This is a genomic window from Mycobacterium sp. NGS40 (genome assembly GCF_059812735.1).
In genome coordinates this window covers 133975-157181 of record NZ_JCALDG010000009.1, presented here as the reverse complement: position 1 = coordinate 157181, position 23207 = coordinate 133975, and the positions used below count along the sequence as shown (strand labels likewise).

The following is a 23207-nucleotide window of genomic DNA, read 5'->3' as shown; positions in this document are numbered from 1 at the left end:
GCCATCAGGGTGGGCAACGAATGGAGAGAACAACATGACTCCAACACTTCGGGTATCGGCCCTCTTCGTTGCAACCGCGACGGCGATCGCGTTCGCGGCACCGGCGCATGCGGATTTGCTCGACCCGATCCCCGGTAATGGCGTCTTTGTCGTCGGGGTTGACATCGCACCCGGTCTCTACCACACCGGCGGATCGGGCTCGGCATTCGGAGTGTGGATCAACAATGTGCCGACCCAGGATTCGATGTGCTCGTGGTTCACCTACAGCACCCCCGATGCGAACAAGGATCATGTACTGCAGACGAACACCTCGATCGGTCCGATGTTCGCGAATATCAATACTTCGGTGAAGGCCTTCGAGTCGCTGAACTGTCAACCCTGGACCCGGGTGCCCTAGCGCCGGTCCGCATCGGCCAGCATTTCGCGCAGCCGGCGGATGTCGACCTTGCCGGTGCCGCCCCGCGGAACGTCGTCATCGGAGTCCAGCAGGAGCCACACCGTCGGCACCTTGAACGAACTCATCGCGGCCTTCGCCGCACTGCGCAGCCGCGCGGCTGTCAGCCCACGATCACCGCGCACCACCGCCGCGCCTACCCGTTCCCCCGTGGTGCCAGGCACATTCGTGACGAAGGCATTATCGACGCCCTCGATCGTGCGCAACGCTCGTTCGACCTCACTCGGGTAGACCGTCGCGCCGCTGACTTTGAACATGTCGTCGGATCGCCCGTGGTAGAACAGGAATCCGTCCTCGTCCAGATGGCCGAGGTCGCCGGTCGGGTAGAAGCCGTCGACGGTGAACAGCTCTTCGCGACCGCGACCACAGATCCCCCGCATCGTGTGCGGTCCACGGAGCTGGATCATCCCGGTGGTACCCACCGCGAGGGGCTGGCCGCTGTCGATGTCGACGATGCGGACCTCCATGCCGTCGAACGGTTTTCCGCAGCTGCCCCACGCCGTCGTCGGCATATCCGTGTCGGCGGGGTAGCCGCAGTACGGCCCGAAAGCCTCGGTCATGCCGAACAGCGTGGCTCGAGCTCCGGGCGCGGCTCGCTGCTCGGGCGGCAGCAGGGCTTCCAGGCTGCCCGGTCGCAGTGCCGACAGGTCTACGCCGGCTGCGCTCGCGTGCCGGGCCAGTACCTCGGCTTGATCCGGCCAGCCGCGAAACAGGTTGACGCGCTCGCGTTCCAGCAATCGCAGCGTGGTTTCGGGCCGGGGGAGTTCTTCGGTCACCAGGGTGGCGCCGGCCAGCAGGGCGGACAGTATTCCGCTGCCGAAACCCCCCACCCAGAAGAACGGCATCGGCAGATAGAGACGGGTTTCGGAGGTGATGCACCGCGCCGCAAGTCCCGACCGCACGGCGCCCAACGCGCTGCCATGGGAGTGCATGACTCCTTTGGGTGTTCCGCTGCTGCCGGAGGTGAACATGATGACCAGCGGGTCGGCGGCGGTCACCGTTGCGGTCATGGCGTCGACGATATGGCGGGCGCGATCACTCGCATCAGCCTTGTCAAGCTGCCCGGTCGACCAAACGTGGCGTAGCGCAGGCAGTTCGGCCTGCGGTACCGCCTTGAGGTCGTCGAGATAGCGATGGCCCCGGAATTGGTCGACGCTCACCAGGAACTGCACGGCCGCGATGCGCAGCTGCGCTACGAGTTCGCGGGCCCGCAGCAGGGTGCTCAACGGAACCAGCACGGCGCCAATGCGGGCCAGCGCCATGGAGATCCGCACCCAACGGACGCTGTTGGGCATGATCAATCCGACCCGGGTACCCTTGCCGACGCCGGCTTCGATGAATGCCGCCGCCAAATCGCTTGTAGTCGAATCGAGTTCGCGGTAGCTAAGCCGAGACGTGGGATCGATCACCATCGGCGAATCCCCGTCGCGGCCGGCTCGGAGCCGGACCAGCGCGTCGATGGTGTTAGGCATCGAAGAGCTGCTTCAGGCGCTGGATGTCGACCTTGCCGCTGGACATCAGCGGGACGTCGGCGCGTGCCAAGCTGATGAACCGTTTGGGGATCTTGTACGCGGACAGTACGGATTTGAGTCGTTCGCTCAACGTCACGGTGTCCAGCGCAGTGGCGCCGTCCGGCCGGACCACCACCGCGGCGACGAGTTGCCCGCGTCGTGGGTCGGGTAGGCCGATGACGTACGCCGCAGCTCCGTCGGTGACCTTGGCGATGGCCTTTTCCACCTCGGCCGCCGAGACGTTGGCGCCGGCCGTCTTGATCATCGCGCTGCGCCGGCCGGCAAAGTAGACGAAGCCGTCGCTATCCGTGCGCACCAAATCGCCGGTGTGCAACCAGCCGTCGGCGTCGAAGCACTCTTCGCGCGCCCGCTTGTAGTAGCCCTGCATCACATACGGCCCGCGGATGCAGAGTTCGCCCACCTCTCCCACGGCGACGCGTTCGGCCGTATCGGGGTTGATCAGCATCGTCTCGAATCCGGGTGCGGGCTTGCCGAACGATCCGCGCCGCGCTTCGGGCTGATCGGATTCGTCCTCGGCGATCAGCACGACGCTACCGGCCTCGGTCATGCCCAGCATGTTGTGCCGCAGCTCCGGATCGGCCGGCCTGGTGTCGGGGGCCATGATCGGGTAGAGGTTGCCGCGCCGCATGGACGACAGATCACGTCCGGGGTAACTCGGGTGGTCGGCCAGGTGTGCGATGCCGGCCGCGAATCCGTTGGTCGCCGTCGGCTTTTCGGCTTCCAGCAAATCCAGCATCGCCCCCGCGTCGGTGGCGTTGGAGCACACCAAGGTCGAACCGGCCACCAGGCTGGCCAGCAGACCGAACGCGAACCCGCCAATCCAGAAGAACGGCGAATTGCAGAACAGTTTGTCGGCGGGCGTCAATCCGCGAATCTTGTTGAGGTTGCGTTGATGTCCCAGCAGCGCGGCATGGGTGTGCACCACGCCCTTGGGGGCGCTGGTCGATCCCGACGTGTAGACGATCGATAGCGGATCGCAGCCGTAGACGTCGGCTTCCATCGCCCGCAGCAGCTCGGGGTCGACGGTGCCGGCTCGTCGGCATACCGTCTCGTGAGTGATTGCAACGTGGCGCAGTTGCGGGGCGGCGGGTGAAAACAACCGGGAGTCGAGATCGACGTTCGGGAGGACCTCGGCCAACCGCCGCGCATAGTCGTGGGAGCGAAAAGACGCCGCGGTCAGCAGTATTTCGACATCGCTGTCGACCAGTTGCTCGCCCATTTCGCGGGCGGTGACAAACGTCGAGAACGGGACCACCACAGCGCCGATCCGGGCGGCGGCCAGCATCGCAACCACGAACTCGGTGCCGTTGGGGTAGAGCACGCCCACATGGGTCCCCTTGCCCGCGCCGAGGGCGATCAGTCCGCGGGCGAGCTCCGCCGATGCGATGTCGGCTTCGGCGTAACTGATCCGCTCTGCGTCGCACACCAGCAGCGGGTGGTTGTCCCGCGAGCCGGCTTGCTGCCGTAGGACGTCGGCGACCGTCGAATCACCGGGCATGATCGCGCTGCGCCGCGGATTCGTCGAAGAACCGGCGGATCTCACTCAGGTCGGCTTTACCCGACGGGGTACGCGGAATCTCACCGACGATCGCGATCGCGGTAGGAATCTCGTAGCGGGCCAACCGCGTTCGCAGATACTGCACCAACGCATCGGTATCGGTGCCGCCGGAGTCGCGCAGTTGCACCATCGCGACCGGTGTCTCGCCCAGACGGGCGTCGGGCCGGCCGATCACGGCCGCGCCCGCTACCGCCGGATGGCCCTCCAATGCGACGCGCACGTCGTCGGGCATCACCTTGAAGCCGCCGCGGATGATCGCCTGATCGGCGCGCCCGACGATCCAGAGGAAGCCGTCGGCGTCGATGCGCGCCAAATCCGTGGTCCGCATCCAGGGCACCGAACGCCCCAGTTGTCCCGGTTTGACCTCGAGCAGCCCGACCTGGTCGGCTCCCAGTGGCGTGCCGGCGTCGTCGACCACCCGCAGCTGGGCGCCCGGGTTGGCCCGCCCGACGCTACCGCGTTTGGTGGCCCAATGCTGCCGGTAGTCGGCCAGGGTCCAGCCGGCCACCCCGCCACCGAATTCTGTTGCAGCATAAGATGTTAAGACAGGTATGCCATATTTCTGGGTGAAGGCGTCGGCGTCGTCGGCCGACAGCGGGGCGGTGCCGCAGGTGACCGCTCGAATACTGTCCAGATCGGCACGCGACAGCTCGGAATGCAACACCGTCCGCAACGCGGCCGGCACCAGCGAGACAGCGCGGGGCCGGTGCGTGCGCACCGCCTGTGCCCAGGCGTTGAGCTCGAAGCGTTCCAGCAGCACAAAGGATCTTGCTTCGGTGACACATTGCAGGACCCGGAAGACGCCGCCCATGTGCACCAGCGGTGAGTTCATGATCGCGACACCGCGGCGCAGTTCCTGCGGCGCCGGCGTCTGATCGGGGTCCGGACCCATCACGCTGCGCGCCAGCATGTCGTAGCCGAGGTCGATTCGCTTGGGCGGACCCGTCGTTCCGCTGGTCAGCATCCGCACCGCGATTTGCGTTGCGGCCGTGGGCCACTCGCGTACCGGCTCGCCGGGCTCGGCGAGGCATCCGGAGATCGGCATGGTCGGCGTGCCGGGCGTGACCAAGGTAGCCAGATCTTCGGGCTCGCCGACCACCAGGGGCAGTCGGAGTGCGGCGATGTCGGCTCGGGTGCGCTCGTCGCCCCGCGATGGATTGATGGTGACCACTGTCCCGCCACCCAGCAGCACGCCGAGGAACGCCGCCACTTGGCCCGGCCGGTTGCGCAGCAGCATCCCGATCGCGGGGTCGTGGCGGTGTTCGGCGGTCACCGACGCCATGTGCCGGGCCGCGTCGGCGATCCTTCCCCACGACAGCCATCGGCCGTCGTACTCGATCGCGGGTGCGCTCGGCCGCAGCTCCAGTACGTCGGCGATGCGTCGACTCAGCGGATGACGGCTCATCAGCGGATCTTTGGATTCGCAGCCTTGGCATCGGCGCCCTGCTGCGCCGCCAGTTCGGCGGTGCCCAGGGGGTTGCCCAGCCGGGTGTAGATCAACCCCTGCTCCATGGCGGCGCGGTACGGCCTGTCCAGCGATTCCCAGATCGCCTTGACGGTGCCCTGCGTGGCCGACGGCGGCTTGGCCGCAATCACCGCGGCGATCTCGTGGGCTCGGCTCCAGAGCTGGTCGGTCGCGACGACCTCGGACACCAAGCCGATCCGCAACGCCGTGTCGGCGCTGACCCGTTCGTCGTTGCCCATCAATGCGATGCGCAACGTTTCGCCCAGACCGATGCGGCGCATCAGGCCGATCGGCTCCAGTGCGCAGACCAGGCCCACCGAGACGTGTGAGTCGAAGAACGTTGCGTCATCTGCGCAGATGACCACATCGGACTCGTTGATGAAGTAGAACGCACCAGCGGTGCACATGCCCTGAACGGCGCACACCACCGGCTTCCACAACTTCTGCCACTTGGGGCTGAGCAGTTCGCCGGGATCCTGGTGATTCCATACGTTTTCGGGTTGCCCGTACGGCGTCTTGATGTCCAGGCCCGCGCTGAAGGCCCGGCTGCCGGCGGCTCGCAGCACCACCGCGTGCACCGACTCGTCGAGTCTGACGGTGCGCCACGCTTCGGCCATCTCCTCACACATCGTGCGGTTGAACGCATTGAGCTGATCGGGACGATTCAGCGTGATGGTCGCGACGTGGTCGTCCGCGCCGACGTCGAGCAGAATGGTTTCGAAACGCGGGGTACTCAACGGCACTGCCAGTTTGGTTTGCGCTTCTCTACAAAGGCTTTAGGGCCTTCGGCGGCGTCCTCAGTGCGCAGCACCCGTTCCCGGAAGGTTTCGGCCATGATCTCGGCCTCGTGCAACGGCACGTTCAAGCCCTTCAGAATCGCCAACCGGGTGCCCCGAACCGCCAGTGGCGCGTTGGAGTTGACGATGTCGGCTATCTCGCGGGCACGGCCCAGCAGCTGGTCGTGCTCGACGACCTCACTGATCAATCCGAGCTCGTACGCGCGCCCGGCGCTCATCCGTTCGTGCTTACCCATCAAGGCCATTCGCAAGGCGATCGAGCGGGGCAGCACCCGGGAGATCCGCACCAATTCACGGCCGGCCACCAGCCCGATGCTGACGTGCGGATCGAAAAACGTCGCCTGTTCGGATGCGATGACGATGTCTGTCGTGGTGACCCAGTCCATGCCTGCGCCACAACAGATTCCGTTCACCGCGGTGATCATCGGCTTGGCCATCGTGCGGAACGGGGGAGTGCCTTCCTGCGGGGCCTCCCACTGGTCGTAGGTCGACAGATACGGCCGCTCGTAAATCACCTTGCCGTCTTTGGGAATCTCCCTGACATCGGCCCCGCTGCAGAACGCGCGTCCGGTACCCGTCACGATGGTCAGCCAGACGCTGTCATCGTTTTCGACCTCGTGGTAGGCGGCGCGCAACTCGGAGACCATGTGCGGGCTCAGCGCGTTGAGCGCCTCCGGCCGGTTCAGTGTGATCGTGGCGGTGTGCCCGTCGACCTCGTATTTGATGGTGTCGAACGAGTCAGCAGGCATCCTTGTTCCCTTCAGCGTCCATCGAATTTCGGCACGCGTCGTTGCCGATAGGCTTCCAGGCCCTCTTTGAAATCATTGGTCCGACAGGACAATTCGAGGTTGAACAGCTCTTGTGTCAGGGACTCGCCCAACGACGCGTGCTGGCCGTAGTTCAGGGCTTGCTTGGCCAGTCCGAGCGCGACGGTCGGCCCGTCGGCGAGGCGCGCCAGCAGCTGCTCGACGGTGTCGTCGAGTTCGGCCGGGTGGGCGGCCTGGTGAATCAAGCCCCAGTCGGCCGCGTCGGCTCCGCCCACCTTCTCGCTGAGCAGCAGCATGCGCCGGGCCCGCGCCATCCCGACGAGTCGGGGCAGCAGCCAGCTCGCACCGGAATCCGGGCTGAAACCCCGTTCGATGAACGGTTCCCAGAACACGGCATCGTCGGCCGCCACGGCGAAGTCGGCGGCGAGGGCGAGATTGCAACCCATGCCCACTGCCCAGCCCCGAACCGTGCAGACCACCGGGAGGTGGATGGTTTGCACCAGCTCGATCAGCCGGTGCGCGGCGTGTGGAATCCGGCGCACCAGGTCCCCGGTGCGCGGCCGCTGTCGACTGCCGTTGTTGGTAGCGACCCAGTCGGCGCCCGAGCAGAAGTCTTCGCCGGCGCCGCGCAGGTGGATCGCGCGCAACGAGTCGTCGGCGGCGGCATCGGTCAGTACGCGGACCAACGTCTCGATCATCAAGTGGGTCAAAGAATTACGCCGCTGTGGGCGATCGAGAGTGAGCCGCAGAATCGGGCCGTCCCGACGTGGGATCACCGACCCCTCGGCGTCGGCCGCATCGGCGTCGTGACTCACCGTCGAATCCGGCCTTTCTCAGCGATACGGTTACCCATACAGTAGGCAATACGATTGATACGCTGTATAAGTTATCAAGTAAACGCTGCCGACGGAACAACCGGGTCATACCCGGCGGAAGAGGACCATGCCCCGCGCCGGCGACGATGCACAGGATGAACAGGAGCGGCGCCAATGCCCGAGGGGACACCGGTACGCGCCGATGACGCAAAATTCGGCGAGATGCCCCTTGCTCAAACCATGGCGGCCGCCCGCGCGATGCGGCGGCTGAGTTCACTACTGCTCTCCCTGGAACATCCGCATCCAACGGTTGACGCGATGCTGGCGAAGTTCGGCGAATGGGAAAGTGAGCTCGCCTCCGCCGCGCCGCAGGACCACGCGCCCCGAATCGGTGAGATGGACGACGACCCGCGCCGGGTGTACCTCAACCACGCCACGAACATCGGCGCCTACAACCCGTCCTTCCCGGAGTACTCGTTCGACTACCTCGATGCGGACAAGGCCGAGGGGCGGGTCGTCTTCCCCGTCGTCTACGAAGGGCCGCCGGGACTGGTGCACGGTGGCTTTCTGTCCGTGTTCTTCGACTGCGTGATCCAGCATCACAGTTGCGTCATGGGACTATCCGGTAAGACGCGATCGATGCACGTGAGTTTCCGGCGGCCCACGCCGTTGCTGACCGAGCTGCGCTTCGAGATTGCCCGATCGCAGATCGAGGGAGGCATCGAGTCGACCGCACGGCTGCTGCGTGGCGATGAAGTGTTGTGCATCGGCCGGGTCAATACCCTGGCGTCGCAGCCGGACAAGCTGACCGGCTATCGATTCGGCAGGCGGCGAAAGGAATCCGCGACATGACGGGCCCGAGCGACGATCGCGTGCTTTTCGAGGTTGATCCGGGCAAGAGAATCGCGACGATCACCCTGAACAATCCCGAGCAGCGCAACTCCTATGACGCCACCATGCGCGAGGCCATCGGCCGGTGCCTGGATCAGGTGGCTGAAGACGACGATCTGACTGTGGTACTGCTGCGCGGAGCCGAGGGAGTCTTTTCCGCCGGGGCCGACATGAACAACGCATACGGCTGGTATGGCGAGAAGTCCAAGGCGCCCGACGCGGCCGCCCCCAAGCGCCGGCCCAGCCAGCGTAGGCGACTTGCGGTGGACCGCAAGTCATTCAGCTTCTACCACAACTTCATGGGCTTCCCGAAGGTGACGGTAGCAGAGATATCGGGGTACGCCTTGGGCGGCGGTTTCGAGATGGCGCTGATGACCGACATCTCGGTGATCGCGCGTGACACCAAGATCGGCATGCCGGCGACCCGGTTCCTGGGACCCGCGCTCGGCAGCCTGCACATGTTCTTCCACCGGTTGGGCCCGGTCCTGGCGCGGCGCCTGCTGTTGACCGGCGACGTCATCGAAGCGGGCGAGCTCGAACATTTCGGAATCTTCACCGACACTTGCGATCCCGGCGCCGTGACTGCGCGTGCTCGTTACTGGGCCGAGAAGGCGGCAAAGATGCCCGCCGACGGAGTTGTGATCGCCAAGGAAGCATTCCGCCTCGTCGAGCAATCCCAGGCGTACAGCGGTGAGGAAGTCGCGAGCTATCTCTTCCACGCCTACGGCACCAACCTGCAATTCGGGCCGGACGAATTCAACTTCGTCAAAACCCGCGCCGAGCACGGCACCAAGGAGGCGTTCCGGCTACGCGACGAGCACTTTCATGTGCCGGAACCCGAAGCCTAGCAAGGAATTCGCGCCTAACGGTCCGCGGTTGCCTTCGCTCGGGCACGTGGAGAGGCCGACTTCGTCGCCTTGCGCGGCCGGGATGTCGTCGACTTGGCGGCTTTTGACCCCTCGTCGATCAATCGTTTGGCGTGGTCGAGGATGCAGGTGAGGCCGTACTCGAAATTGGTTTCATCCGGCGCACCGATCCGGTGACCTATCCGGCTCACCTGCGCGAGCAGCGGAGTGTTTTCCGGGTCGATGGCAACGGCGTCCTCGATGGCGCGCGGGCCGACGTCGGAGGACTGGTTCTTTTCGTAGAGCCGCTGCAGTACCACCGAGCCGCGGACGTGGACCGAAACCGCCGAATAGGTGTCGAAGGCGTCTTCGGGCGTGAGGCCGGCCTCGACCAGGTTGGAGATCGCCTTCTCCATCTCGAGGGCGCCGAGTCGGGCCGCCTTGGGGCTCAGCGCCGCGCGAATCAAAATCAGATCGCACAGAATTGGGTTGCCCATGAACGTCTTACGCATCGAGCGGGCGTGGTTGCGCAGGGTTTCGCGCCAATCGCTGGCTTCCACATAGGGCGTGGCGAACACGTATTTGCTCAACGCGCGGTCGGTCATCGCGTTGAGCAAGTCGTCCTTCTTGCGGAAATACCAGTAGATGCTGGTGACTCCGACGCCGAGGTGTTTGCCCAGCAGCGGCATGCTCAAGTTGTCGATCGAGACTTGCTCGGCGAGTTCGAATGCGCCGCTGATGATGTCATCGGGGTTGATGGACCCGCGTTCGCGTCGTTGACGCTTATCAGCGGTTGCCTGCTTTGCCACTACGGGCACCTCCATCAAAATGTATCCTGCGCGTACGGTTGGAAATCGTGCCACCGATTGATTCAAATCTACCGGTAGATGTGCTCCCACCTGCGTATACGTAGGCGTGTCGCCATTCGGGTATGGCCGTCAACCGGGCTCTCGTACGCTTTTCCATCTGCTACTGTAATACCTATCGTAGGCTTTTTGGTATAGAAGGCTGGACGGGCGAAGATGACTGGACGCAAGCCATCGGCTGCCGCACCGCATGAGCCGCGGAAATCTCGATGGATCTAGGTCTGGGGAATGCGACAGCAGTAGTTGTCGGCGGTAGCCGTGGCATGGGTTTGGCCGCATCCCGTTGCCTCGCCGAGGACGGCGCACGGGTGGCGCTGGTCGGCCGAACCCAAGCCGTCCTCGACAACGCGGTGGCGGATCTCACTGAACGCGGCAGTCCGGACGCGGTTGGGTTCGCGGTCGACATCGGGGACGCCGCCGAGGTCGACGGGGTCTTCGCCGAGATCTCCACCCGCTGGGACGGCGAACTCAACGTGCTGATCAATACGGTCGGGCCCGGAGCGCCGGGCAGCTTTGAAGAGCTGACCGACGACCAGTGGCGCGAGGCCGTCGAAGACGGCGTGCTGGGCATGGTGCGCTGTGTGCGTTCGGCGCTCCCCCTGCTGCGCAAGGCGCAGTGGGCGCGGATTGTCAACTTTTCGGCGCATTCGACGCAGCGGCAAAGTGTGATGTTGCCCGCCTACACCGCGGCCAAGTCGATGCTGACGAGCGTGTCGAAGAACCTGTCGTTGTTGCTCGCCAAACACGAGATCCTGGTCAACGTGGTGTCTCCGGGCAGCATCGCCTCCGAGTCGCTCGTCGGCTGGGCCGACTCGGTCGGTGTCGACGGTAGCGACCCCTACCGTCTGATGGAGGCCATCGACAAGCACTTTGGGCATCCGGCGCATATGCCGCGTGTCGGCCTGCCGGAAGAGATCGGACCCGTCGTCGCATTTCTCGCATCGCGGCGCAACTCCTACATGACCGGCGCAAACATCAACGTCGACGGTGGTTCGGACTTCACCTGACTCAAATCGCTTGGCCGACAAAAGGAGTGGATTGTGGCGACAGCTACTGAGGCACGCGCCTGGGCGCGCGGAGCACTGCGGGGAATCGGCGACTCCCTCTACACGCCGTTTTGCGGTACCGACGGTGACGACATCGACTGGGACGCCTACCGGACGCTGGTGCGGTACTGCGTCGGCGATCTCGGGCACCCGATGTTGTGGTGCACCAGCGGGCTTTCCGAGTTCTGGTCGCTGACCAACGACGAGCGCAAGCGCTTGCTGGAGGTGGCGATCGAGGAGGCGCGCCGCATCAATCCCGATGTGGTGGTGCAGTCCTGCACGGCGGCCATGTCAGCCAAGGACTGTCTGGATTTGACTCTGCACGCCCAGGCCTCCGGTGCGGACATCGTCTACATCCAAACACCGATGATGGAGGCACACGGCGGCGACGGCGTGCTGCGCTTCTTCAAATACGTTGCCGCGCGGACGGATATCGCGCTGGGCATGTTCAATTCCCCGTCCTCGGGTTATGTGCTGACGCCAGCCGAAAGCGCCCGCATTTACGATGAGGTGCCTGCGGTATGCGCCACCAAGGAGGGCGCGTTCCGGCCCGCGGCGAGCAGAATGCTGCATGAACTGGCACCGGGTCTGGCGGTGTGGGAATGCGACAAGACGGTCTACCGCGCCGGATGGCTGCGGGACGGAATCGTCTGTCCGGCACAGTTGGGTACCGCCGGCTACCTGTTCGAAACCCCGCACCGGCGACTGTTTTCCGAGTACTGGGATCTGGTGATGTCCGACAAGCTGCTCGAGGCAATGGATTACGGTCGCGAGTCCGGACTGGACCAATTCGATCTCGACGTCGGTCCGTGGTGGACCTGCTATCCGGGGCGATCGGACTACTTCACCCACTGGGGAGGGGCGTTCAAGTATGCCGCCTCACTATTGGGCCTGCCCATAGGTTCGTATCCGCATTCCCGGCCTCCGCAGGCCGAACTGCCGCTGGCGGCCAAAGCTCAAATGGAATCGGCGTATCGCAAGCTTGGGCTCATCAACTAGCAGCTGAACGTCCAAACAGCTTGTGCCGCAGCCAGTACGAAGGCCCGGCCACCGAGGGGGTGACCGGGCCTTGCGAATGCGCGTGGACTAGTTCTGCTCGGCGTGTTGACGCGCCTCGTGAACTTTCGCTTCGGCACGCGCCTTGTCGGCTTCGGCCTCTTTCTTCGAGGCGTTGCGCAGCGCTTCTGCCTTGTCTTGCTGCGCCTGGCCTTCGGTGATCCAGTCGTTGCGACCCGCGACCGTACCGACTACTTCCTTGGCCTTGCCGACAACGTCTTCCACCATGCCCCTGATGACGTCAACCATTGGCGATTCCCTCCTCCTGCCTAGTGGGTGCCACTTCTTCCTCTTCCCAGCCGCCTGACGGGGAAACACGATCGGGACGTGGCGCTCGACACAGTGTCAGCGGGCCAGCCCGTTGGCGGCGGCGTCCGCCGTGACCGGCGTGGGGGCTTCGGTTGCGGCGTCAGTCCCGGCCGGCGCTGTCGGATGCGCCTGCGCAGCGCGCTTTCGTTGCCCTCGCACCCACAGAATGATGCCGATCACGACGCCGATCGGCCCGAGCGCGAACAGAAATTGAATGCCCGCCCACGTCGCCTCGAACTTGATGATGGTCGATCGCGCCTGTTTCACGCGGTGCCAAACCGTTTTTGCTGCCTCTTTCACTGCTGATCCCCTTAGCTGCCTCAAATGCACGTCCGTGGTGTCGAGGTGTCGATAACCCGGTCCACCCCGATCCCAAACAACGCGGTGTGCATCGGGACGGATTCAGGGCCGTCCGGACCGCGGTTGTGCATTGCGAAATTCGCTGTTTGGCGCGGGTTCACGGGGCCGCTAGGACGGTTGTGGAATGCGGTACCGATAGGTATACAGTATGGGTACAAAGCCCATGAAATCCGTACTCGAAAGCATCAGGAGGTGCCGCGGAAGATGTCCGGCAGCAACGGCGCCTCCCAGGACTCTCAGGCCGGCGGCGCGGTGCTGTACGAGACCACCGGCAGCGGCGTCGCGATCCTGACGTTCAATCGGCCGGACCGCCTCAACGCGTGGGGTCCCGACATTGCGGCCGGGTTCTATGCCGCCATCGACCGCGCCGAATCCGACCCCGCGATCCGGGTGATCGTGCTGACCGGCCGGGGCAGGGGGTTCTGCGCCGGTGCCTATCTGGGCGCGCCGAGCGCGGCGGCCACGGTCGGCGAAGCGATGGAGGAGGCCAGTGCGACGAACCTGGCCGAATTGGTCGGCGAGCGACCGCCGCACTTCCTGACCACGCTGCGCAAGCCCGTCATCGCGGCCATCAACGGCGCCTGTGTCGGCATCGGGCTGACCCAGGCGCTGATGTGCGACGTGCGGTTCGCCGCTGCCGGAGCCAAATTCGGCGCCGTGTTCGCTCGCAGGGGCTTGATCGCCGAATTCGGCATCTCCTGGATTCTGCCGCGGCTGACCAGCATGGGAATTGCGCTCGACCTGCTGCTGAGCGCACGGACCTTTCTTGCCGAGGAGGCCGTCGAGCTGGGCCTGGTCAAAGAGGTCGTGGCGGCCGAGGACCTGATGAAACGCGCCCTGGAGTACGCCGAGGACATGGCCGAAAACTGTTCGCCGGCATCGATGGCCGTTATCAAACGGCAGGTCTACGGCGACGACATCCGCGACGTCGTGGACGCCAATGCCCGTTCCGAAGTCCTGGTGCACGAGGCGATGTCGCGGCCGGACGTCATCGAAGGGATCACGAGTTTCCTCGAGAAGCGGCCCCCGCATTTTCCGACGCTGCGCCCGACAGACGCGTAGTTCCAGGGAAGGAAGATGATGAATAGCTTGAGCTACAAGGCGATTGACGTCGATAACCACTACTACGAACCGCTGGACGCGTTCACCCGCCACCTGGACAAAGCGTTCAAGAGCCGCGGCGTGCAGATGGTCACTCAGGGCAAGCGCACCTTGGCGGTCATCGGGGGCCAGGTCAATCACTTTATTCCCAACCCCACCTTCGACCCGATCATCGTGCCCGGTTGCCTCGACCTGTTGTTCCGCGGTGAGATTCCCGAAGGCGTCGATCCGGCATCGCTGATGAAGGTCGAGCGGCTTGGCGAACACCCCGAGTACCAGAACCGCGACGCCCGCATCACGGTGATGGACACCCAGGACATCGACACCGTCTTCATGTTGCCGACATTCGGGTGCGGAGTCGAAGAAGCGCTCAAGCATGACATCGACGCGACGATGGCGTCGGTGCACGCGTTCAACCTGTGGCTCGACGAGGACTGGGGCTTCGACCGCCCGGACCGCCGCATCATTTCCGCGCCGATCATCTCACTGGCCGACCCCGTCAAGGCGCTCGAGGAGGTCGACTTCGTGTTGGCACGCGGCGCCAAACTGGTGCTGGTTCGTCCGGCGCCGGTGCCGGGCTTGGTCAAGCCGCGCTCGCTCGGGCATCCCAGCCACGACCCGGTCTGGGCCCGGCTGGCCGAGGCTGGGGTGCCGGTGGGATTCCACCTGAGCGACAGCGGTTATCTGCACATCGCCGCGGCCTGGGGCGGCAAGGCGACGTTCGAAGGGTTTGGCGCCAAGGATCCGTTGGACAATGTGCTCCTCGACGACCGTGCCATTCACGACACGATGGCCTCAATGATTGTGCATGGTGTGTTCACCCGCCATCCGAGCTTGAAGGCGGTCAGCATCGAAAACGGTTCGTATTTCGTGCATCGGCTCGTCAAGCGCCTGAAGAAGGCAGCCAACACCCAGCCGCGCGACTTTCCCGAGGATCCGGTGGAGCAGCTGCGCAACAACGTTTGGATCGCCCCGTACTACGAGGACGACCTGCCGGAGCTGGCCGAGGTCATCGGCGTCGACAAGATCCTGTTCGGCTCCGACTGGCCGCACGGCGAGGGCCTCGAATCGCCGGTGTCGTTCGCCGAAGAACTCACGGCCTTCAGCGAATCGGACATCCGGAAGATCATGCGCGACAATGCGTTAGATCTGCTCGGCGTCAAAGCCACCGTGGCGGCCTAGGCGGCCACGGCAGTGGGTGAATGGACCGTCGGTGCGGTTCTCGACGCCATCGCCGACGTCATCGGTGACCGCTTGATGACGGTGTGCGGATCACGTCGAAGCACCTTCGCCGAGTCGGCAGAACGGACCAGTCGATTAGCGAACTTTTTGAGCGCCAACGGTTTCGGGGCGCACCGTGAGCGCGACACGCTGAACCGCTGGGAGTGCGGTCAAGACCGGGTCGCGCTGCTGATGTACAACGACCTGTACCCGGACGCGTTGATCGCGTGCCTGAAAGCCCGCGTGGTCCCGGTCAACGTGAACTACAGCTATTCGCCCCGGGAGATCGCCGACCTGCTCTCCTACGTCCGGCCGCGCGGCATCATCTATCACCGATCGCTTGGCGCGCGGTGCGCCGAGGTGCTGCCGTTGCCCGAGTTGTTGATCTCCATCGAAGACGGCAGCGACGCCCCCGAACTGCCCGGTGCGGTATCGCTGGATGATGCGCTGGCGCACGGCGGTTCGGGCGACCCGGCGCCGGGATCACCCGACGACTTGATCATGATGTGCACGGGCGGAACGACCGGCCGTCCCAAAGGCGTGCTGTGGCGCCAAAGCGACATGTATGTGGCGTCGATGGTCGGGGCTGACCACGTCAGCGTCGAGGAGATTCACGCCAAGGTGCGCGGTGGCGGCCAGCCATGGTTCGCCGTCTCTCCGCTGATGCACGCCGCCGGCATGTGGACCTCCTTCGCGGCGATCATGGGCGGGTTCACCGCCGTGCTCTACGACGGCCGGGGCAAACTCGACGTGCGCGCGGTATGGCAGACCGCGGAGCGCGAAGGCGTCGGCATGATGACCATGGTGGGCGACGCGTATGCCGGCCCCCTGGTCGATGAGTTGCAACGAGGTTCCTACGACCTGTCGACGCTGAACGCAATCGGGACCGGCGGAGCCGCAACCAATCCCAAGTTCAAGCGCGCGCTGATGGAAAAGCTGCCGCAGGTCACCATCATCGATGGGTACGGCTCGTCGGAATCCGGCAACATGGGATTCGGGCACAGTCAGCGCGGCACGCAGAGTGAGACCTTTCACCTCCGCGAGGGCGGAGCGGTGGTGTCGGAGGATCGCAGCAGGTTCTTGGCGCCCGGTGATCCCGAGATCGGCTGGGTGGCGCGCAGCGGCCGGATTCCGTTGGGCTACTTCGACGATGCAGAAGCCACCGAGCGCACCTTCCCGGAGATCGACGGTACGCGGGTGGTGATCCCCGGCGACCGGGCCAGTATCGAATCCGACGGCACCCTGCGTCTGTACGGTCGTGATTCGCTGGTGGTGAACACCGGCGGTGAAAAAGTCTTCGTCGAAGAGGTGGAAGAGGTGCTGCGTACCCACCCCGGCGTCGCCGACGCACTGGTGGTGGGGCGGCCCAGCGATCGCTGGGGCCAGGAGGTCGTCGCGCTGGTCGCCGTCGCGCCGGGCGCCGCCGCCGTCGAAGAAGCCGAACTCGCCGCATTGTGCAAGTCGCAGCTGGCGCACTTCAAAGCGCCCAAGGCCATCTTGTTCGTCGAGCAGGTTCAGCGGCTCGGCAACGGCAAACCGAACTACCGATGGGCTAAACAAACTGCCGCAGAACAGCTTCCGGCTACCGCATTGGCCGGCGCCGAGGCCGAGGGGCCGGCATGAACGACAAAGCGATCGACTGCCTGGTCAACGTGCATTTCGGCGAGGTCGACTCCCAGCCGACCTGGATGCTCAAGGTCCGCGACGACTACTTCAAGGGCCCGCAGTCGATGTTCGCGCCCGTCGATCTGGCCGAGCTGCTCGACGAGATGGACGACCAAGGCGTGCAGAAGGCCATCCTGATGGACAACCTGGCCAGCCCGTCGACCACCGCGCGCAAATTCGTCGAAGCCAAGCCGGACCGATTCGCCCTGGCCATGGGTGGCGTCAACCTGCTGCGCCCGGTAGCGCCGTTACGTGAACTGACCGCCATCGTTGGCGACCTGTCCGTCGCGTATGCCGTTGTGGGACCGAGCTTTTGGGGCGACGGGCAATATCCGCCCAGCGATGCCGTCTACTACCCGCTCTACGCCAAGTGCGCGGAACTCGACCTGCCGCTATGCGTCAACACCGGTATTCCGGGGCCGCCGATCCCCGGAGAGGTGCAAAATCCCATTCACCTCGACCGGGTGTGCGTGCGGTTCCCCGAACTGAAGCTGTGCATGATCCACGGCGCCGATCCGTGGTGGGATGTCGCGATCCGGCTGATGCTCAAGTATGAAAACCTGCGCTTGATGACCTCGGCCTGGTCGCCCAAGCGGCTGCCGGAAAGCCTGCTGCACTACATGCGCACCCGCGGCCCGAACAAGGTCATTTACGCATCCGACTGGCCGGTCCTGCGGATGCACCGGGTGATCCCCGAAGCCCGAGCGCTTGACCTGCCCGCCGAGGTACTGGACAACTACCTGTACAACAACGCACAGGAGTTTTTCTTCGGCGACCGAGCCTGAGGACAGGAGCATAGAGATGGACCGCTTCGAGCTACGCAGACTGGACTACAGCCTGTCTGACCACCACGTGGATCTGCAGAATGCATACAAGCAGTTCTTCAAGACCCACTGCTCCATCGAAACGGTGCGCGCCGCTGAGCCTTCCGGATTCGACAAGAACCTGTGGGAGCGCTTGTGCGCGATGGGTGCGACAACGATGGCGCTGCCCGAATCCTGCGGTGGTGACGGGGCGACGCTGGTGGACCTCACGCTGGTGGCCGAGGAGATCGGGCGGTGCATGGCGCCGGTCCCGTGGATCGATCACGTGTGCACGGCGCGGCTGCTGGGCCGGCTCGGCGCGCTGGACGCCGATACCGCCGGCGTCGCCGACGGCGAGCAGCTCGCGGGCATTGACGCGCGGATCGACAGTGCGCCGGGCCTTCGTCTGATCCCCACCGGATCGATCGCCGACCACATCGTCGTCCGCGACGGCGACCAGGTGGTGCGCCTGACATTCGGGACCCGGCCCGCCAAGGTCGACAATCTCGGCCGGTTGCCGATGGCCTGGGTCGATCCGGCCAACGCCGACACCCGCACGGTCGTGGCGGCGGGGCCCGAAGCGCTGGCGAACTACGAACTCGCGCTGGACGAATGGCGACTGCTCACCGCGGCTGCTCTGGTGGGCCTGGTCGAGGAGACGATGACCATCGCCGCCGAATTCGCCAAGACCCGTTACACATTGGGAGTTCCGATCTCGACGCTGCAGGCCATTTCGCATCCGCTGGCCAACATGGCCATCACCGTTGCGGGCGGACGCAACCTGGCCCGGCGAGCGGCCTGGTTCCTGGACAATGAACCGGGCGCACGGGCGGAGCTGGCGCCGTCGGCGTTCGTGTTCATGTCGGAGGAGGCCGCCAAGGCGGCAACCATGGCCGTCCATATCCAAGGTGGACTTGGTGTTTCGTCCGAAGCCGCGGCGACGGCCTACCTGGTGCGTGCCCGGGGATGGCCGCTTGCGGCCGGAGACCCCGGCGCCACCGCGAAGCGTGTCGCTGAGATCGTGACCGCCCGCGAGGGCGCCGCGGCAGCCGTCTAGGACAGGAGCAAACATGGATTTCTCCCAGGTGGAACTCTCCGATGAGGACAAAACCTTTCGCGAGGAATTGCGCAGCTTCTTGAAAACCCATGTGACCGAAGATGTGCTGCGGCGCGACCGCGAGACCGGTGACAACTTCGACGAGAGCGTGCATCTGGCACTCGGCGCTGCGGGCTATCTGGCGTGCGAATGGAAGCCGGAATCCGAGGGCGGATTCAGTCGCGTGCGCCGGCGCATCTACGAGCTGGAGAAGCGCCGCGCTCACGTTCCTTGGGTGACCTGGGGGACGACGGCCATGGTGGCCCGGTCGGTCGCGAGGTTCGGCTCGGCCGAGCTGCACGACGAGGTGATGCCGCGAGTCTTCAGCGGCGAAGTCCGGCTCTGCCTCGGTTATACCGAGCCCGAGGGCGGTTCCGACATCGCGACCTGCAAAACCCGCGCCGTACGCGACGGCGACAACTGGGTGATCAACGGTTCGAAGATGTTCACCACCGGTGCGCACAATTGCCAGTACGTCTTCCTGATCACGAACACCGCCCCGGATGCGCCAAAGCACAAGAGCCTGACCATGTTCCTGGTGCCGTTGGACTCCCCGGGCATTGAGATCCAGGGCATCCGCACGGTGGACGGCGACCGGACCAACATCGTCTACTACAGTGATGTCCGCGTCGACGACAAGTACCGGCTGGGCGACGTGAACGCCGGCTGGACCGTGCTGCGCGAGCCGCTCAACACCGAGCACGGCGCGGTCGCGGCCGCACCCGACGGCTTGCAGGACACCTCGATCATGATGCACCAGGCCGGTTCGATGGCCCTGGCTGTCGACAACGCGGTCTCGGCGGTGACGCGGCCGGATCCCAACGGGCGCAGGCTCGTTGACGACGATTCGGTCGCGTATCGGCTGGGTCGTAGCGTTGCCCGGTTGGAGGCGGCGTTGTCATCCCCGAACATCTACGGGCGGGTGGCCATTGCCCAGACGATGCGCGATATCTCCCCGGACCTGATGGACATCCACGGCGCGGCGTCGACCCTGCCGTTCGGCACCGACGGTGCCGCCGATGACGGCAGTGCCGAATACGTCTACCGGTTCGCCCCGTTGGTCGGAATTTACGGCGGCACCCTTGAGGTGTTCCGCAACATGATCGGTCAGTACACGCTCGGGCTGGGCAAGCCCAACTACTCACCGCCGGTCAAGAAGGTCTCCTAATCCCGCGCCACGCGCCAACCCGCGTCGAGTGTGAACCGGCGGCGTTGTTCTGCGGCGTGTCGGCGCCGCCACGTCACGCTCGACAAGCGGCTGAGCCCGCGCGCCCCCCGGGCACCGGGCGGCCGCATCGGTGGGAATACCCCCGGGGGGATGATGGCTTATAGTGGAATATTCAGGAAGCGAAGGGACCGTGATGGTTGGTGACGAAGACAGCATTGCTGCCGTGCTGAATCGGCTGCGGCGTGCGCAAGGCCAGCTGGCCGGTGTCATTTCGATGATCGAGCAGGGCCGCGACTGCAAGGACGTGGTCACGCAGCTCGCCGCGGTGTCTCGCGCGCTTGATCGCGCCGGATTCAAAATCGTCGCCACCGGGATGCGCGAATGCAGCACCGGAAAAGCCGCAAAGGGCAAGAAGCCGCTGACCGAAGACGAGTTGGAGAAGCTCTTCCTCACGCTGGCCTGACGCACCCGGCTAACAGCGCTGCGTGTTTTATGTGGGTTTACGTTGAGGCACAAGGGAACCCAATATGAGCGAGGGGCCGAAATCGGGTGCGATGTGTGACCTTTGACCCCTGACTGCAGGATGCACCCAATGCCAGGCTCGAACCGATGGAATCCGCAGTCGCTTCACCAGAGCTAATACCGCAGCTTCCGCACGCGATGTCGGCTGCGGACGTTGCTGCCCGGTTGGGCGTCGACCCCGCCGTCGGCCTGAGCGCGGCGGAGGTCGAGCGTCGGCAGCTGTTATTCGGACGCAATCTCCTGCAGACCCGCAAACCGACTTCCGACCTGATCCTGCTGGTGCGCCAGTTCGCCAATCCTGTCGTGGCGCTGTTGGCCGCGGCGATGGCGGTGTCTTTGACGTTCGCTGAATGGCACCAGGCGACGGCGATCGCGATCGTGTTGGTCCTCAACGCCGCGATCGGTTATGGCACGGAGCGCAAGGCCGTGCGCTCGATGGAGGCTTTGCGTGCGCTCGGCGGACGAAGCGCTCGGGTCCGCAGGAGCGGCCGGTCGGAGGTCGTCGGCGCCGACGCGTTGGTGCCCGGCGACGTGGTGCTGTTGGAGGCCGGTGACGTCGTTTCGGCCGACCTACGGTGTGTGGACAGCGCGGCTCTGGGTGTTGACGAGTCGGCGATCACCGGTGAGTCGGTGCCGGTCAGCAAGTCCGTGGCGCCGGACGCCGGAGCTGCCGCCCTGCACGAGCGCGACGCAATGCTGTTCAAGGGCACGCATGTGGTCGCGGGCAGCGGCGTGGGCATTGTGGTGGGTACCGGGTTGGCCACCGAACTCGGTCGCATCACCCAGCTGGTCGAGGAAGCTGATGAGGGAAGGTCTCCGTTGGAAGGCCAGCTCGCCCGGCTGTCTCGCCAGCTCATTTGGTTGACCCTGGTGTTGGCGACCATCGTGGCGGCGACGGGACTGGTCACCGGCAGGTCGGTGCCGCTCATGGTCGAGACCGCTATCGCGCTCGCGGTGGCAGCGATCCCCGAGGGCCTGCCCATTGTTGCCACGCTCGCGCTCGCCCGCGGAATGCTGCGGATGGCCCGGCGCAACGCGCTGGTGGAGAACCTTCCCGCCGTCGAGACGCTCGGCTCGACGACGGTCGTGCTCACCGACAAGACGGGCACGCTGACCGAGAATCGGATGACCGTCGAGCGCATTGTCACGGCCACGGGTGCATTCGAGCTCGACTACCACACCAAGACCGTTCGCACCGATGGTGTCGTGGTCGACCCGTCCACCGATGCGGAACTAGCGAGGGCGCTTCTTATCGCGGTGTTGTGCGGGAACGCCGACTACGACGCCGAAACCGACACCGGTACCGGTGATCCGATGGAAGTTGCGCTGTTACGCGCCGGCGCAGTCGCGGGGCTAAACCGTAGCGAAAAGCTGACCCACTACCCGGAAGTCCGCGAGTACCCGTTCGACTCCGCCACCAAATGGATGGCCACCGTCCATCGCGACCATGATCGGTATCTCGCCGCCATCAAGGGCGCGCCCGAAGCGGTCTTGGCGCTCGCCGATCGCAGGGGTGTCGTGGCTGAGCGTTTCGACGATCGCCGCAAGGCCGAGTGGCTCGAGGCCGCCGAAGAACTCGCGGCCGACGGGTTGCGCGTGCTTGCCCTCGCCGCTGCACCGTGCACGGATCCGCAGCGACTCGTCGGGAACGGGATCGCGTTCATCGGCTTGGTAGCACTGCGCGACCCGCCACGATCTGACATCGCGGACGCGGTCAACGCATTGCGCGACGCGGGGATCGGCGTTGTCATGGCCACCGGCGATCACCCGAGTACGGCGCTGGCCATCGCCCGGGAGGTGGGCATCTCCGCAACCGACGGTGCCGTGACGACCGGAAATGACCTGCCGCGCCTGAGGGATGCTCCGGAAGCAGTTCGCGCGGAGCTGGCCCAGAGGCGGGTCTTCGCGCGGGTGAGCCCCCAGCAGAAACTTGATTTGATCGAGCTGTTCCAAGCCGAAGGGCAGATCGTGGCCATGATCGGCGACGGCGTCAATGATGCGCCCGCGCTGACGAAGTCGGACATCGGCGTAGCGATGGGCAAGCGGGGCACCGAGGTTGCGCGCGATGCGGCCGACATAGTGCTGCTCGACGACAGTTTCCCGACGATCGTGACCGCGGCGCGCGAGGGCCGAGTCATCTTCGACAATATTCGGCGCTTCGCGGTCTACCTGCTGTCGTGCAATTTAGCGGAAGTCCTGGTGGTCGCACTGGCGGTGTTCGTCAGCATGCCGCTGCCGTTGCTGCCGCTGCAAATCTTGTATCTGAACCTGGTCACCGACGTTTTTCCGGCGTTCGCGTTGGCCAGTGGTGAGGGCGAGGGGGATGTTTTGCACCGGCCGCCACGCCGCCCACATGAACCCATCATCACCGCCGGTCACTGGCGCACAATGACGGGTTACGGTGTGGCCATCGCGGCAAGCACCCTCTTGTCAATCGTCTTCGTTACGCAGGTCGTTGGGCTGGGTGGCGCGGCAACGACGACCGTGTCGTTTCTGACCATCGCGCTGGCCCAGCTATGGCATGTCTTCAACATGCGTGGCCGCCGTACCACGTTGCTGGACAACGCCGTAACGCGCAACCCGCTGGTGTGGTGGGCGCTGGCGCTGTGCCTGGTGCTGATCGGTGCGGCATTCACCATCCCGGTGCTGGCAGGGGTGTTGCAGATTCACGCGATAGGTGTCAAAGGTTGTGTGGTGGCCGTCGGGTGCAGCCTGCTGCCGCTGGGGGCAGGTCAGGCGTGGCTTGGGGTCAACTGGCGCCGCGGGCCCGTCGGATCGTAAAAAGCCAGAATACCTGCAGCGCTTGAGAAACCGGGCTGCTGTCCAGCAGCCTCGTACAGGCAGCGAGTAGTCGCTGACATAGCCCGGGT

General features: G+C 65.1%; 22 protein-coding genes. 13 read left to right on the top strand and 9 right to left on the bottom strand.

What is annotated here, in order from left to right:
• The first annotated feature begins 34 nt into the window (after window positions 1-34).
• Complete coding sequence (locus AC5Y5O_RS15940; RefSeq protein ID WP_096289515.1) at window positions 35-397, top strand: Rv1352/Rv1906c domain-containing protein; 363 nt, start codon at window positions 35-37, stop codon at window positions 395-397.
• Here AC5Y5O_RS15940 and AC5Y5O_RS15935 read toward each other — a convergent pair.
• From AC5Y5O_RS15935 to AC5Y5O_RS15910, 6 genes are read right to left on the bottom strand one after another with little or no spacing between them, the layout of a single operon-like run.
• On the bottom strand, window positions 394-1926 hold the full coding sequence (locus tag AC5Y5O_RS15935; RefSeq protein WP_096289514.1) for a class I adenylate-forming enzyme family protein: 1533 nt from the start codon (window positions 1924-1926) through the stop codon (window positions 394-396). The two genes, AC5Y5O_RS15940 and AC5Y5O_RS15935, sit on opposite strands and share 4 nt — an antisense overlap.
• Window positions 1919-3484, bottom strand: coding sequence for a class I adenylate-forming enzyme family protein (locus AC5Y5O_RS15930; protein WP_096289513.1), 1566 nt, complete (start codon window positions 3482-3484; stop codon window positions 1919-1921). The genes AC5Y5O_RS15935 and AC5Y5O_RS15930 overlap by 8 nt, the downstream gene beginning before the upstream one ends.
• Window positions 3474-4949 carry a class I adenylate-forming enzyme family protein gene (locus tag AC5Y5O_RS15925; RefSeq protein ID WP_096289512.1) on the bottom strand — a complete coding sequence of 492 codons (1476 nt, stop codon included), beginning with the start codon at window positions 4947-4949 and terminating at the stop codon, window positions 3474-3476. The genes AC5Y5O_RS15930 and AC5Y5O_RS15925 overlap by 11 nt, the downstream gene beginning before the upstream one ends.
• Complete coding sequence (locus AC5Y5O_RS15920) at window positions 4949-5752, bottom strand: enoyl-CoA hydratase/isomerase family protein (RefSeq protein ID WP_096289511.1); 804 nt, start codon at window positions 5750-5752, stop codon at window positions 4949-4951. Before AC5Y5O_RS15920 ends, AC5Y5O_RS15925 begins: the two co-directional genes overlap by 1 nt.
• Window positions 5743-6555, bottom strand: coding sequence for an enoyl-CoA hydratase/isomerase family protein (locus AC5Y5O_RS15915; protein WP_096289510.1), 813 nt, complete (start codon window positions 6553-6555; stop codon window positions 5743-5745). Before AC5Y5O_RS15915 ends, AC5Y5O_RS15920 begins: the two co-directional genes overlap by 10 nt.
• An 11-nt stretch (window positions 6556-6566) precedes the next feature.
• Window positions 6567-7388 (bottom strand): enoyl-CoA hydratase/isomerase family protein, encoded by an 822-nt coding sequence (locus AC5Y5O_RS15910; protein ID WP_096289509.1) that lies wholly within the window; start codon window positions 7386-7388, stop codon window positions 6567-6569.
• Between the two features lie 174 nt (window positions 7389-7562).
• Here AC5Y5O_RS15910 and AC5Y5O_RS15905 point away from each other — a divergent pair, with 174 nt between their 5' ends.
• Together AC5Y5O_RS15905 and AC5Y5O_RS15900 are read left to right on the top strand one after the other, a co-directional pair.
• Complete coding sequence (locus AC5Y5O_RS15905; RefSeq protein WP_096289508.1) at window positions 7563-8240, top strand: hotdog family protein; 678 nt, start codon at window positions 7563-7565, stop codon at window positions 8238-8240.
• Complete coding sequence (locus AC5Y5O_RS15900) at window positions 8237-9127, top strand: enoyl-CoA hydratase/isomerase family protein (RefSeq protein ID WP_500025700.1); 891 nt, start codon at window positions 8237-8239, stop codon at window positions 9125-9127. The genes AC5Y5O_RS15905 and AC5Y5O_RS15900 overlap by 4 nt, the downstream gene beginning before the upstream one ends.
• Window positions 9128-9141: 14 nt before the next feature.
• Here AC5Y5O_RS15900 and AC5Y5O_RS15895 read toward each other — a convergent pair whose 3' ends face one another.
• Window positions 9142-9948 (bottom strand): TetR/AcrR family transcriptional regulator, encoded by an 807-nt coding sequence (locus AC5Y5O_RS15895; RefSeq protein ID WP_096289506.1) that lies wholly within the window; start codon window positions 9946-9948, stop codon window positions 9142-9144.
• 251 nt (window positions 9949-10199) lie between these two features.
• Between AC5Y5O_RS15895 and AC5Y5O_RS15890 the strand changes: the two genes are divergently transcribed.
• Together AC5Y5O_RS15890 and AC5Y5O_RS15885 are read left to right on the top strand one after the other, a co-directional pair.
• On the top strand, window positions 10200-10997 hold the full coding sequence (locus AC5Y5O_RS15890) for an SDR family NAD(P)-dependent oxidoreductase (RefSeq protein WP_500025699.1): 798 nt from the start codon (window positions 10200-10202) through the stop codon (window positions 10995-10997).
• A gap of 33 nt (window positions 10998-11030) precedes the next feature.
• Window positions 11031-12035: a dihydrodipicolinate synthase family protein gene (locus AC5Y5O_RS15885; protein WP_096289504.1), complete on the top strand. Its 1005-nt coding sequence runs from the start codon at window positions 11031-11033 to the stop codon at window positions 12033-12035.
• An 87-nt stretch (window positions 12036-12122) separates the two neighbouring features.
• On the opposite strand, the gene mbp1 is transcribed toward AC5Y5O_RS15885, so the two are convergent.
• Together mbp1 and AC5Y5O_RS15875 are read right to left on the bottom strand one after the other, a co-directional pair.
• Entirely contained in the window at window positions 12123-12341 is a 219-nt protein-coding gene (mbp1, locus tag AC5Y5O_RS15880; protein ID WP_096289503.1) for a microaggregate-binding protein 1, read from the bottom strand.
• A 96-nt stretch (window positions 12342-12437) separates the two neighbouring features.
• Window positions 12438-12701 (bottom strand): hypothetical protein, encoded by a 264-nt coding sequence (locus AC5Y5O_RS15875; RefSeq protein WP_500025698.1) that lies wholly within the window; start codon window positions 12699-12701, stop codon window positions 12438-12440.
• 264 nt (window positions 12702-12965) lie between these two features.
• Here AC5Y5O_RS15875 and AC5Y5O_RS15870 point away from each other — a divergent pair, with 264 nt between their 5' ends.
• The 8 genes from AC5Y5O_RS15870 to AC5Y5O_RS15835 all read left to right on the top strand — a co-directional run bounded on the left by AC5Y5O_RS15870 (window position 12966) and on the right by AC5Y5O_RS15835 (window position 23118).
• Window positions 12966-13823 (top strand): enoyl-CoA hydratase, encoded by an 858-nt coding sequence (locus AC5Y5O_RS15870; RefSeq protein WP_500025697.1) that lies wholly within the window; start codon window positions 12966-12968, stop codon window positions 13821-13823.
• An 18-nt stretch (window positions 13824-13841) separates the two neighbouring features.
• Window positions 13842-15044 carry an amidohydrolase family protein gene (locus AC5Y5O_RS15865; RefSeq protein WP_096291286.1) on the top strand — a complete coding sequence of 401 codons (1203 nt, stop codon included), beginning with the start codon at window positions 13842-13844 and terminating at the stop codon, window positions 15042-15044.
• Between the two features lie 12 nt (window positions 15045-15056).
• Complete coding sequence (locus AC5Y5O_RS15860; protein WP_500025696.1) at window positions 15057-16706, top strand: acyl-CoA synthetase; 1650 nt, start codon at window positions 15057-15059, stop codon at window positions 16704-16706.
• Window positions 16703-17533 (top strand): amidohydrolase family protein, encoded by an 831-nt coding sequence (locus AC5Y5O_RS15855; protein ID WP_500025695.1) that lies wholly within the window; start codon window positions 16703-16705, stop codon window positions 17531-17533. Before AC5Y5O_RS15860 ends, AC5Y5O_RS15855 begins: the two co-directional genes overlap by 4 nt.
• Before the next feature lie 16 nt (window positions 17534-17549).
• On the top strand, window positions 17550-18608 hold the full coding sequence (locus AC5Y5O_RS15850; RefSeq protein ID WP_096289498.1) for an acyl-CoA dehydrogenase family protein: 1059 nt from the start codon (window positions 17550-17552) through the stop codon (window positions 18606-18608).
• A gap of 13 nt (window positions 18609-18621) precedes the next feature.
• On the top strand, window positions 18622-19815 hold the full coding sequence (locus AC5Y5O_RS15845) for an acyl-CoA dehydrogenase family protein (RefSeq protein WP_500025694.1): 1194 nt from the start codon (window positions 18622-18624) through the stop codon (window positions 19813-19815).
• A gap of 193 nt (window positions 19816-20008) precedes the next feature.
• Entirely contained in the window at window positions 20009-20278 is a 270-nt protein-coding gene (locus tag AC5Y5O_RS15840) for a metal-sensitive transcriptional regulator (protein WP_500025693.1), read from the top strand.
• 146 nt (window positions 20279-20424) lie between these two features.
• The gene (locus AC5Y5O_RS15835; protein ID WP_500025692.1) at window positions 20425-23118 is read left to right on the top strand and encodes a cation-translocating P-type ATPase; all 2694 of its coding nucleotides are present in this window, start codon (window positions 20425-20427) and stop codon (window positions 23116-23118) included.
• Window positions 23119-23207: the final 89 nt, after the last annotated feature.